This window comes from Enterobacter cloacae complex sp. 6730903 (assembly GCF_048283985.1).
Taxonomy (GTDB): domain Bacteria; phylum Pseudomonadota; class Gammaproteobacteria; order Enterobacterales; family Enterobacteriaceae; genus Enterobacter; species Enterobacter hormaechei_C.
This window is the reverse complement of the sequence record NZ_JBLVXX010000020.1, coordinates 62494-75571: the sequence shown is the minus strand read 5'-3', so window position 1 is coordinate 75571 and position 13078 is coordinate 62494. Positions and strand designations below refer to the sequence as shown.

Annotated in this window: 6 protein-coding genes and 1 pseudogene; 5 read left to right on the top strand and 2 right to left on the bottom strand. The window is 54.6% G+C overall.

Features of this window, described 5'->3' with window-relative positions; translation table 11 throughout:
- From ACNQ0W_RS12800 to rcsB, 3 genes and pseudogenes are all read left to right on the top strand, one after another.
- A pseudogene (locus ACNQ0W_RS12800) lies at window positions 1–194 on the top strand (hypothetical protein); the annotation flags it as partial.
- A 262-nt stretch (window positions 195–456) separates the two neighbouring features.
- A complete protein-coding gene (gene rcsD / locus ACNQ0W_RS12795; protein WP_047053325.1) occupies window positions 457–3129 on the top strand; it encodes a phosphotransferase RcsD in 2673 nt (890 codons plus the stop codon).
- Window positions 3130–3145: 16 nt separating this feature from the next.
- Window positions 3146–3796 carry a response regulator transcription factor RcsB gene (gene rcsB / locus ACNQ0W_RS12790; protein ID WP_003859405.1) on the top strand — a complete coding sequence of 217 codons (651 nt, stop codon included), beginning with the start codon at window positions 3146–3148 and terminating at the stop codon, window positions 3794–3796.
- 84 nt (window positions 3797–3880) lie between these two features.
- On the opposite strand, the gene rcsC is transcribed toward rcsB, so the two are convergent.
- Window positions 3881–6727, bottom strand: a complete 2847-nt coding sequence (rcsC, locus tag ACNQ0W_RS12785; RefSeq protein ID WP_062932747.1) for a two-component system sensor histidine kinase RcsC — start codon at window positions 6725–6727, stop codon at window positions 3881–3883.
- 135 nt (window positions 6728–6862) lie between these two features.
- A complete protein-coding gene (gene gyrA / locus ACNQ0W_RS12780) occupies window positions 6863–9499 on the bottom strand; it encodes a DNA topoisomerase (ATP-hydrolyzing) subunit A (RefSeq protein ID WP_015572288.1) in 2637 nt (878 codons plus the stop codon).
- Window positions 9500–9645: 146 nt separating this feature from the next.
- Here gyrA and ubiG point away from each other — a divergent pair, with 146 nt between their 5' ends.
- Together ubiG and nrdA are read left to right on the top strand one after the other, a co-directional pair.
- Entirely contained in the window at window positions 9646–10374 is a 729-nt protein-coding gene (ubiG, locus tag ACNQ0W_RS12775; RefSeq protein ID WP_047053322.1) for a bifunctional 2-polyprenyl-6-hydroxyphenol methylase/3-demethylubiquinol 3-O-methyltransferase UbiG, read from the top strand.
- A gap of 348 nt (window positions 10375–10722) precedes the next feature.
- Entirely contained in the window at window positions 10723–13008 is a 2286-nt protein-coding gene (gene nrdA / locus ACNQ0W_RS12770) for a class 1a ribonucleoside-diphosphate reductase subunit alpha (RefSeq protein ID WP_062932745.1), read from the top strand.
- The last annotated feature ends 70 nt before the right edge of the window (window positions 13009–13078 follow it).

Genomic DNA, 13078 nt, shown 5'->3' with positions numbered 1-13078 from the left:
TCGATGTGTTTGCGGGAAAAAAATCGGCCCAGATCCGCGAAATTTTAATCAGCGAGTCAGCTTGGGAAGAAATGACCTGCTTATTCGCACCTTCCCTAATTGAACCGGATGCTTCGCATTCGGTTTTTTTTTACCTTTCTTTACGTCAGCCTACATTTAATGTGCTACCGCTCAGTAATGATAACGACTATTAACTAAATCCCGCATTAGGCTTGCACCGAATTGTTTTTATGCTATCGAAATTAATTTCTTGTTTATTCGTGCTATTTTTCTGCCGGTGCGACCGCGTATTTATACATTTCACGGGGTTTTGTACACCTTTCATCCGGGGACGTTGAAGCCGGTTACCCGGATAAAAAGTCAAGGTCATACCGATAACGACGCTGGAAATTCAGTTATTACCCTTTATACTGCCCTATCCCATTACCGCGCGGCCATTACGGGTTAAACACATCGATGAGTCAGACTGAAACTACCGCCCCGAGCAAATTCTCCCTTCTACCGGGCAGCATCACCCGTTTCTTTCTTCTGTTGATCGTTGTGCTGTTAGTCACAATGGGAGTAATGATCCAGAGCGCCGTTAACACCTGGCTTAAAGATAAAAGCTATCAAATCGTCGATATCACCCATGCGGTGCACAAGCGCATTGATACGTGGCGCTACGCGACCTGGCAAATCTACGACAATATCGCTGCCGCGCCTGCCACCTCATCAGGCGAAGGGTTGCAGGAAACGCGCCTTAAGCAGGATGTGTATTACCTTGAAAAACCGCAGCGCAAGACGGAAGCCCTGATTTTCGGCTCGCACGACAGCGCAACGCTTGAGATGACGCAGCGGATCTCCTCCTATCTGGACACCCTGTGGGGCGCCGAGACCGTACCGTGGTCCATGTATTACCTGAACGGTCAGGACAACAGCATGATCCTGATCTCGACCCTGCCGCTTAAGGATCTCTCGTCCGGCTTTAAAGAGACCACCGTTGGCAGTATTGTCGATTCCCGTCGGGCAGAAATGCTGCAACAGGCCAACGCGCTGGACGAGCGCGAAAGTTTCTCGTCATTACGCCGTCTTGCCTGGCAGAATGGCCACTACTTTACGCTGCGAACCACCTTTAACCAGCCGGGCCATCTGGCGACCGTGGTTGCCTTCGACCTGCCGATTAACGATCTGATCCCACCGGATATGCCGCTGGACAGCTTCCGTCTGGAGCCAGATAACAGCACCCAAAATATGCGCACGCCGTCGGATAAAGAAGGCGCGGACAGCGTAGCGATCTCTTTTAATGGCTCAAAGATTGAGATTGCCTCATCGCTCAACTCAACCGGTATGCGTCTGGTGTGGCAGGTGCCTTTCGGCACCCTGATGCTTGATACCCTGCAAAACATTCTGCTGCCGCTGCTGCTGAATATCGGCCTGCTGGCGCTGGCGCTGTTTGGCTACAGCACCTTCCGTTTCCAGTCGGGCCGCCAGAGCGACTCGACGTCGGTATCAGCCGGGACCAGCAACGAGCTGCGCATTCTTCGCGCCCTGAATGAAGAGATTATTTCCGTGTTGCCGCTTGGGGTGCTCGTTCACGATCAGGAGGCAAACCGCACGGTAATGAGCAATAAAATTGCCGATCACCTTCTGCCGCATCTTAACCTGCAAAATATTACGGCCATGGCGGACCAGCATCAGGGCGTCATCCAGGCCACCATTAATAATGAACTGTATGAGATCCGTCAGTTCCGCAGTCAGGTCGCCTCGCGCACGCAAATCTTCATCATTCGCGATCAGGATCGCGAAGTGCTGGTGAATAAAAAGCTCAAGCAGGCGCAAAGGCTGTACGAGAAAAACCAGCATGGCCGCGCCGCGTTTATGCAAAATATTGGCGATGCCTTTAAACAGCCGTTGAAGTCACTCGCCACGCAGATTGCTGATCTGAGCACGCCGGAAAGCCGACAGCTAAGCAGCCAGGCCGATTCACTGGTTCGTCTGGTGGACGAAATCCAGCTTGCGAACATGCTGGAGAATGACATCTGGAAAGGCACCCCTACGCTCTTCTCTATCCAGGATCTGATTGATGAGGTGGTGCCGGAAGTCCTGCCGGTGATCAAGCGCAAAGGACTCCAGCTGCTGATCAACAACCATTTACCGGCCAACGACGAACGTCACGGCGATCGCGATGCCCTGCGTCGCATCCTGATGATGTTGATTCAGTATGCCGTCACCACGACGCAGATCGGCAAGATCACCCTTGAAGTCAGCACCGATGAGTCCACCGACGATCGACTGACGTTCCGTATTCTGGATACGGGCGAAGGCGTCACCGTGAGCGAAATTGATAACCTGCACTTCCCGTTCCTGAACGATACCCAGCGCGACCACTACGGTAAGGCGAATGCCCTCACCTTCTGGCTCTGCGATCAGCTGGCGCGTAAGCTGGGCGGTCATCTGAACATCAAGGCGCGCGAATCCCTCGGCACCCGCTACTCTTTACACGTAAAAATGGCGGCGAATCCTCAGGAAGAGGATGAAGAGCGTCTGCTGGACGATGTGGTGGTGATGGTGGATGTGACCTCCAGTGAGATCCGAAATATCGTCGTTCGTCAGCTGGAAAACTGGGGGGCGTCCTGCATTACCCCGGACGAAAGGCTCGCGAGTCAAGAATTTGATCTATTTTTAACTGATAATCCGTCTAATCTTACTGCCTCAGGCTTGCTTTTAAGCGATGATGAGCCAGGCGTGCGGAAAATCGGCCCTGGGCAGCTGCGCGTCAACTTTAATATGAGCAATGCAATGCAGGAAGCTGTATTACAACTGATTGAAGAGAATCTGGCGCAGGAAGAGATCCTGGAGTCACCGTTAGGCGGCGATGAAAATGCCGAACTCCATGCCAGCGGATATTATTCGCTCTTCGTTGATACAGTACCAGATGATGTTAAGCGGTTGTATACTGAGTCCGCTGCGCAGGATTTTGCAGCGCTGGCACAGACAGCACACCGGCTTAAAGGGGTGTTTGCCATGCTTAATCTGGTTCCCGGCAAGCAGTTATGTGAAACGCTGGAACATCTAATTCGTGAGAAAGATGCCTCTGGCATTGAAAAATACATCAGCGACATTGACGCTTACGTCAAGAGCTTGCTGTAGCAAGGTAGCCTTATACATGAACAATATGAACGTAATTATTGCCGATGACCATCCGATTGTACTGTTCGGTATTCGCAAATCACTTGAACAGATCGAGTGGGTGAATGTAGTCGGTGAATTTGAAGATTCCACAGCCCTTATTAACAACCTGCCTAAACTTGATGCGCACGTGCTCATTACCGATCTCTCCATGCCTGGAGATAAATACGGTGATGGGATCACGCTCATCAAATACATTAAACGCCACTTCCCGGACATTTCGATCATTGTTCTGACCATGAACAATAACCCGGCGATCCTGAGCGCCGTTCTGGATCTCGATATTGAAGGGATTGTGCTGAAACAAGGTGCACCTACCGATCTGCCAAAAGCGCTGGCGGCGCTACAGAAAGGGAAGAAATTCACTCCTGAGAGCGTCTCACGCCTGCTTGAAAAAATCAGTGCGGGTGGTTATGGCGACAAGCGTCTCTCGCCTAAAGAGAGTGAAGTACTGCGTCTGTTCGCTGAAGGTTTCCTGGTTACTGAAATCGCCAAGAAGCTGAACCGCAGTATTAAAACCATCAGTAGCCAGAAAAAATCCGCGATGATGAAGCTGGGTGTGGATAACGATATCGCCCTGCTGAACTATCTCTCTTCCGTGACGCTGAGCGCAACGGACAAAGATTGATCTTCGCTGTCTACGCCGGGTGGCGCTCGCGCTTACCCGGCCTACAGCCGCCGGAGAAATAAAAAAGGCCCGAAAGGGCCTTTTTTATTGTCTCGCTTTTCGTACCCGCTCCGCATACACGGACAGCGTCTGCTTCAGTACATCCAGCGTGACCGGCTTCGACAGGCAGCTGTCCATTCCCGACTCCAGACAGCGCTGCTTCTCCTCCGCCAGCGCGTTGGCTGTCACCCCCACCACCGGCAGCGTCAGCCCCAGCTGTCGGATACGCTGCGTCAGACGGTAGCCGTCCATGTTAGGCATGTTCACATCGCTGAGCACAATATCAATATGGTTCTTACTTAAGACATTCAGGGCATCCACGCCATCATTGGCCGTTTTACACTGATAGCCCAGAGAGCCAAGCTGATCTGCAAGCAGACGACGGTTAATCGGATGATCGTCAACGACCAGAATCATCATATCGTCGTTCACCGACGCCAGCTCATCAGGGGAAGCCAGCACGGTCGCGCCGTCGCTGTCCTCAAGCTGCACGCTGTAAATACGCGCCAGCAAGCCCAGCAGCTCGTGCGGTGTCGCCACGCTGTGCACCCATACCCCAGGCGAACGCTCAAGCGGAATACCGATATGACGGCGGCAGAACATCACCACGCCGCGCCCCGCCCACGCCTGCTCCGGCTCAACGTCGGTGATCAGCATGTCATCCGCGTCCGGCGTCTGGCCTTCGTAGCGTAAAACCCGCACGCCGCTGCTTGCCAGCATTGAGGTCAGGAAATCATGTAAGGAGGCGTTGTGCACCGCCAGCCAGCAGTGCTTATCGCTCAGCCCGTCGACCGTGGTTTTCGCCGGATAGTGCGCCGAATAGAGCGGAATACGAATGGTGAACTGGCTACCCATACCCGGCTCGGTATCGACGGAGATATCCCCGTCCATCATGCTGATAAGCTTCTCGCAAATCGCCAGACCTAGCCCGGTCCCCTGGAAATTACGCTGGACGCCGGTTCCCACCTGGAAGAACGGATCGAACAGGCGTACAACCTCTTTCGCCGGAATGCCAACCCCCGTGTCGCGCACGCGAATGGTCAGGTACTCCCCTGCCCGACAGACGTGCAGCACAATACAGCCGATATCGGTGAATTTGATGGCGTTGCTCAGCAGGTTTGAGATGACCTGTTGCAGACGCATCGGATCGCCATGCAGCGTCAGCGGCACATCCGGCTCGATAAAGCAGTACAGCCCAAGCTGTTTACGCACCACCAGCGGCAGGTAGTTGGCGCAGATATGGTTCATCACTTCGCGCGGGGAGAACTCGCGCGGCTCTATTTTCAACTGCTCGGATTCAATTTTAGAGAAGTCAAGAATATCGCTGATGATTTTCAGCAGCAGGCTGGACGAGTTGTTCATGGCCGTCACCAGCCGGTCGACCCCTTTCGGCAGCTCTTTGGTCTGGAGCAGATCGAGGTTACCGATAATGCCGTACAGCGGCGTTCGCAGCTCATGGCTGACGGTCGCGAGGAACATCGATTTCGACTGACTGGCCTGCTCCGCCGCCTGCGCCATATCCTGCAACGACTCTTCCATTTTCACGCGCGCAGAGACGTCCACCAACACGCAAATGGCCACGTTTTCATTGCGGTAGCGCGAATGGACGAAGCTGATTTGCAGGTTGGTGTGGGTGCTGGTCAGCACATCCACAAAGTTAACCTGCTGACCGCAGATGATCTGCGTTAACCGCTGGCGGTCTTCATGCGTGAGCATGTTCAGGTAGTTATGGGCAAGCTCGTTACTGAGGATATTTGTCCCGTCCTGAGTACGCAGGATGCAGATCCCCACCGGTGCCGAGGCGACAATTTTACGGTTAAACTGCTCATGCTCCTCCAGACGCTGAGCATCCGCCTCCGCCGGAATAAAGATCCGCCGCTCATACATTCTCGCCAGCATAAACAGCGCGACGCCTACCGCGATATTCAGCAAAATAGCGTTAAGGATCAGGATGCGAATGCGCTCCAGCACCTTGTCCACCGGCAGCGAGTAGACAATGCTCAGCGACGATGGCGGTAAACTTTTCTTCAGCACCAGCTCGCGGAACCCGGAGGTATAGCCAAACCATGACCGCTCCTGCATCCAGCTGGGTTCCACCTTCAGGCGGTTTTCAGGCCCGGTAAGGGAGATGAGCGGATGGCCGTTTTCATCCAGAATGGTCACGCCCATCGGCAGACTGCCCGGCGTGAAGAAGTTTTCCATGCGGATGGTTTGTTCAATCCCCAGCAGCGCTTGCAGGCGGTTTCCGAGGTAAACCGGAGTCAGGGCATAGAAATAGCCGACGCCCATGCGCGGCCCCTGGCTTATCCAGAAGATGTTGTTCCCGCGCTCTTCCTGAGGCGCATTGCGGTATTTCACTATGCGCTCATGCAGGCTTTTCAGCGCGTCTTCGCGTTCGACGGGCATATCCCGCAGGCCGAAATCCGCCATGCAGAGATTTTCGTTGCTAATCAGGTAGACGCGGTTCAGATCGTAGGCGGCCGAGAAGTTATCGCGCCAGTAGCGCATAAACCATGACAGGGACTCCAGTGAACCACGCCAGGCTTTGCCCATGGCGGAACAATCGGAGTCCGGGAAGAGCGGTTCGAAATCAGGTACTTCGGTTTTTTCATCCCGACCGCGGATGGCAAGAATGCCGTTCTCCGCCGTGAGTCGATTCTCCGCAATATACTTAAGCTCTTTCATCACGTCAGACGTGCGCTGGATATAGCGCTGAGCCTGATCCGAGCTTAAGTTAAACTCCTGGCGGATCTCCGCTTCTTTCTGGTGTAACGCGTTAACAATGTAAAACACCGAGAGCAGTGCCACCAGCAACCATAGCAGTAGCGCAAGCGCCCGAAACAGATAGCGAGAGACTTTTAACGTGGTACGAAAGGAGACGAGGTATTTCAAAGGGGCGAGGCTCCGCCGTCGGGGTCAAAAAGAATGTGGTTAAGGTAGCGGTAAACGCGGCTTGTCGCAACGTTCACTTGTCTGGTTGCGCAAAACAAAAGGGCCGGAAACCGGCCCTTTATGCGTCAGGAGACGTTACTCGTCAGCGTCATCCGCTGCTTCATCATCGGTGTCCGCTTCCGGGGCGATTTCATCATCCCCTTCCGCGACGCTGCCGTCGATAGAGTCGAGCTCTTCGTCATCCACCGGCTCAGCAACGCGTTGCAGACCGACGACGTTTTCATCTTCCGCAGTACGGATGAGGATAACGCCCTGGGTGTTACGGCCTACCACGCTGATCTCAGACACGCGGGTACGCACCAGCGTACCGGCATCGGTGATCATCATGATCTGGTCCGCGTCGTCCACCTGCACCGCGCCAACAACGGAACCGTTGCGCTCGGTTACTTTGATGGAGATAACGCCCTGCGTGCCGCGAGACTTGGTCGGGTATTCGCTTTCCGCCGTACGTTTACCGTAGCCGTTCTGGGTGACGGTCAGGATTGCGCCTTCGCCACGCGGAACGATCAGGGAAACAACGGAGTCTTCACCCGCCAGCTTGATACCACGCACGCCGGTCGCCGTACGACCCATTGCGCGCACGGCGTTCTCTTTAAAGCGCACCACTTTACCGGCGGCAGAGAACAGCATGACTTCATCAGAACCGGAGGTCAGATCCACGCCGATCAGCTCATCGCCTTCGTTCAGGTTCACCGCGATGATCCCGGCAGAACGTGGACGGCTGAACTCGGTCAGCGCGGTTTTCTTCACGGTACCGCTCGCGGTCGCCATAAAGACGTTCACGCCCTCTTCGTACTCGCGTACCGGCAGGATGGCGGTGATACGTTCGTTCGCTTCCAGCGGCAGCAGGTTGACGATAGGACGCCCCCGCGCGCCACGGCTCGCTTCCGGCAGCTGATAGACTTTCATCCAGTACAGACGGCCCCGGCTGGAGAAGCAGAGGATCGTGTCGTGGGTGTTGGCCACCAGCAGGCGGTCAATAAAGTCTTCTTCTTTAATACGTGCCGCAGATTTGCCTTTACCGCCACGACGCTGTGCTTCGTAGTCGGTCAACGGCTGATATTTCACGTAGCCCTGGTGAGACAGCGTCACTACCACGTCTTCGCGGTTGATCAGATCTTCAATGTTGATATCAGAGCTGTTGGCCGTGATTTCGGTGCGACGCTCGTCGCCGAACTGATCGCGAACCAGCTCCAGCTCTTCACGGATCACTTCCATCAGGCGCTCTGCGCTACCCAGGATATGCAGCAGCTCGGCAATCTGCTCCAGCAGCTCTTTGTACTCGTCGAGCAGTTTTTCATGCTCAAGGCCGGTCAGTTTCTGCAAACGCAGATCCAGAATCGCCTGGGCCTGCTGTTCAGTCAGGTAGTACTGACCGTCACGCACGCCGAATTCCGGCTCCAGCCACTCAGGACGCGCAGCGTCATCACCGGCACGTTCCAGCATTGCCGCCACGTTGCCCAGATCCCATGGACGCGCAACCAGCGACGCCTTCGCTTCTGCCGGCGTCGGCGCACGGCGGATCAGCTCGATGATCGGGTCGATGTTCGCCAGCGCAACGGCCAGTGCTTCAAGGATATGGGCACGGTCGCGCGCTTTGCGCAGTTCGAAGATGGTACGGCGAGTCACCACTTCACGGCGGTGACGCACGAACGCGCTCAGGATCTCTTTCAGGTTCATGATCTTCGGCTGGCCATGGTGCAGCGCAACCATGTTGATACCGAAGGAGACCTGAAGTTGAGTCTGGGAGTACAGATTGTTCAGCACAACCTCACCCACCGCGTCGCGCTTGATTTCAATCACGATGCGCATACCGTCTTTATCAGACTCGTCACGCAGCGCGCTGATGCCTTCAACGCGTTTTTCTTTTACCAGCTCGGCGATTTTTTCAATCAGTCGCGCTTTGTTCACCTGATACGGGATCTCGTGAACAATAATGGTTTCACGGCCGGTTTTAGCGTCCGCTTCCACTTCGGCGCGGGCACGGATGTAAATCTTGCCGCGACCGGTACGGTACGCTTCTTCAATACCGCGACGGCCGTTGATGATTGCCGCCGTCGGGAAGTCCGGACCCGGGATGTGTTCCATCAGCCCTTCAATGCTGATGTCTTCATCGTCAATGTAGGCCAGGCAGCCGTTGATCACTTCGGTGATATTGTGCGGCGGAATGTTGGTTGCCATACCGACGGCGATACCGGACGAACCGTTCACCAGCAGGTTTGGGATCTTCGTTGGCATAACGTCAGGAATTTTTTCCGTGCCGTCGTAGTTATCAACGAAATCAACCGTCTCTTTTTCCAGGTCAGCCATCAGCTCATGGGCAATCTTCGCCAGACGGATTTCCGTATAACGCATTGCCGCGGCGGAGTCGCCGTCGATAGAACCAAAGTTACCCTGACCATCTACCAGCATGTAACGCAGCGAGAAGGGCTGCGCCATACGGACAATGGTGTCGTACACCGCGGAATCACCATGGGGATGGTATTTACCGATTACGTCACCAACGACACGGGCAGATTTTTTGTAGGCTTTATTCCAGTCATTGCCCAATACGTTCATGGCGTATAGTACGCGACGGTGTACCGGCTTCAGGCCATCGCGGACGTCCGGCAGCGCACGGCCAACAATGACCGACATCGCATAGTCCAGATAGGAGCTTTTCAGCTCTTCCTCGATGTTAACCGGTGTAATTTCTCTCGCAAGGTCGCTCATCTAACCGCTATCCCTCTACTGTATCCCGGATTCAAAGGTCGCAAATTATAACACAGCCGCGGTGATACAGGTAAACCTATACGCTTTATTCACAGGGATTGCCTGATATACTAATTTGTCTTGCTAAATAAGGAGTAAAAGCGCCCATGAATGCCGAAAAATCCCCGGTGGCTCACAACGTTGACCACGAAGAGATTGCCAAATTTGAAGCGGTGGCGTCCCGCTGGTGGGATCTCGAAGGTGAGTTCAAACCTCTGCATCGTATTAACCCGCTGCGTCTGGGCTATATCGCGGAGCGTTCCGGCGGTCTGTTCGGTAAGAAAGTGCTCGACGTCGGCTGCGGCGGCGGCATCCTGGCGGAAAGTATGGCGCGTGAAGGGGCCACCGTCACCGGTCTGGACATGGGCTTCGAACCTCTACAGGTTGCCCGTCTTCATGCGCTGGAGTCCGGCATACAGGTAGAATACGTTCAGGAAACCGTGGAAGAGCACGCGGCAAAACATGCGCACCAGTATGACGTGGTGACCTGCATGGAGATGCTGGAGCACGTTCCCGATCCGCAGTCGGTGGTCAGCGCCTGTGCAAAACTGGTGAAACCGGGTGGACAGGTCTTCTTCTCGACCATCAACCGCAACGGCAAAGCCTGGCTGATGGCCGTGGTGGGCGCGGAATACGTGCTGCGCATGGTGCCGAAAGGGACGCACGACGTGAAGAAGTTCATCAAGCCTGCCGAACTGCTGGGCTGGGTTGACCAGACATGGCTTAAGGAGCAGCACATGACGGGCCTGCACTACAATCCGCTGACGGATAAATTCAAACTGGCCCCAGGTGTGGATGTTAACTATATGTTGCACACAACCGCCAAAAACGACTAACGTCATCCGTTATTCTTATAATGATTGCGCGACATCATGTTGCGCAATTCTGACCTCCCGTTGAAGAAATCAGCACTCGATCAAATTTTGAATTTTTTTTCTTAATTATTGACATCTCTTCCAGGCCTTACGGCACGAGGACTTAGGCTTTTTTACCCTTTCACAACCTCAATTTAACGTCAAAATCAACCCTTGTACTGAAAAGAATCCTTACTAGAATACTCACCATATAGCGTTCTTCTTATCGCAAAACCCCTATATGTAGTATTTATCCACAGAGTTAGTCACAAGACGGGTCTGTGGATAAGCGGGGGATATTTTTTATTTCACGGACAGGTAAAAACCCACATGAATCAGAGTCTGCTGGTGACAAAGCGCGACGGTACCACCGAGCGTATCAATCTGGACAAAATCCATCGAGTTCTCGACTGGGCAGCAGAAGGACTGAACAACGTATCTATCTCCCAGGTTGAACTGCGTTCTCACATTCAGTTCTACGACGGCATCAAAACGTCTGATATCCACGAAACCATTATCAAAGCAGCGGCAGATCTGATCTCCCGCGACGCACCGGATTATCAGTACCTCGCTGCGCGTCTGGCGATTTTCCACCTGCGTAAAAAAGCCTACGGCCAGTTCGAGCCGCCGAAGCTTTACGATCACGTAGTGAAAATGGTCGAGCTGGGCAAATACGACACGCATCTGCTGGAAGACTATACGGAAGAAGAGTTCGAGCAGATGAACGGGTTTATCGATCACTGGCGCGACATGAACTTCTCCTACGCGGCGGTGAAGCAGCTCGAAGGCAAATACCTGGTTCAGAACCGTGTGACGGGCGAAATTTACGAGAGCGCCCAGTTCCTCTATATTCTGGTGGCCGCCTGCCTGTTCTCTAATTATCCGCGTGAAACCCGTCTGGACTACGTGAAGCGTTTCTACGATGCGGTCTCTACGTTCAAGATTTCTCTGCCTACGCCAATCATGTCTGGCGTGCGTACCCCTACCCGTCAGTTCAGCTCCTGCGTCCTGATCGAGTGTGGTGACAGCCTGGATTCCATCAACGCGACCTCCAGCGCCATCGTGAAATACGTCTCCCAGCGTGCCGGTATCGGTATCAACGCTGGTCGTATCCGTGCGCTGGGCAGCCCGATCCGCGGCGGTGAAGCGTTCCACACCGGCTGTATTCCGTTCTACAAGCACTTCCAGACGGCAGTAAAATCCTGCTCTCAGGGCGGCGTGCGCGGTGGCGCTGCGACCCTGTTCTACCCAATGTGGCACCTGGAAGTGGAAAGCCTGCTGGTTCTGAAGAACAACCGCGGCGTGGAAGGCAACCGCGTGCGTCACATGGACTACGGCGTGCAGATCAACAAGCTGATGTACACCCGCCTGCTGAAAGGGGAAGACATCACCCTGTTCAGCCCATCCGACGTCCCGGGTCTGTACGACGCGTTCTTTGCCGATCAGGACGAGTTCGAGCGTCTGTACACCAAATATGAAAAAGACGACAGCATCCGTAAGCAGCGCGTGAAGGCGGTAGACCTGTTCTCCCTGATGATGCAGGAACGTGCCTCTACCGGCCGTATCTACATCCAGAACGTTGACCACTGCAACACCCACAGCCCGTTCGATCCGGTGGTTGCGCCAGTGCGCCAGTCCAACCTGTGCCTGGAGATCGCCCTGCCGACCAAACCGCTGGAAGACGTGAACGACGAAAACGGCGAAATCGCGCTGTGTACGCTCTCTGCGTTCAACCTGGGTGCGATTAAGAGCCTGGACGAGCTGGAAGAGCTGGCGGTGCTGGCGGTTCGTGCGCTCGACGCCCTGCTGGATTACCAGGATTACCCAATCCCGGCGGCAAAACGCGGCGCAATGGGCCGTCGTACTTTAGGTATCGGCGTGATCAACTTCGCCTACTGGCTGGCGAAAAACGGCAAGCGTTACTCCGACGGCAGCGCCAACAATCTGACGCACCAGACGTTCGAAGCGATCCAGTATTACCTGATGAAAGCCTCTAACGAGCTGGCGAAAGAGCAAGGCGCGTGCCCGTGGTTCAACGAAACCACCTACGCGAAAGGCATTCTGCCGATCGACACCTACAAAAAAGACCTGGATGCGATCGTCAGCGAGCCGCTGCACCTCGACTGGGAAGGCCTGCGCGAGTCCATTAAAACTCACGGCCTGCGTAACTCCACGCTCTCTGCCCTGATGCCGTCCGAGACCTCTTCGCAGATCTCCAACGCCACCAACGGTATTGAGCCACCGCGCGGCCACGTCAGCATCAAAGCGTCGAAAGACGGCGTGCTGCGTCAGGTGGTCCCGGATTACGAGACGCTGGGTGACAACTACGAGCTGCTGTGGGAAATGCCAAACAACGACGGCTACCTGCAACTGGTGGGTATCATGCAGAAGTTTATCGACCAGTCGATTTCTGCCAATACCAACTACGACCCGACGCGCTTCCCGTCAGGCAAGGTTCCGATGCAGCAACTGCTGAAAGACCTGCTCACCGCTTACAAATTTGGCGTGAAAACGCTGTACTATCACAACACCCGTGATGGTGCGGAAGACGCCCAGGACGACCTGGCGCCGTCAATTCAGGACGATGGCTGCGAAAGCGGCGCATGTAAGATCTAATAAATTCCCTCACCCTAACCCTCTCCCACAGGGAGAGGGAACTCTTTCCCCCTCTCCCTGTGGGAGAGGG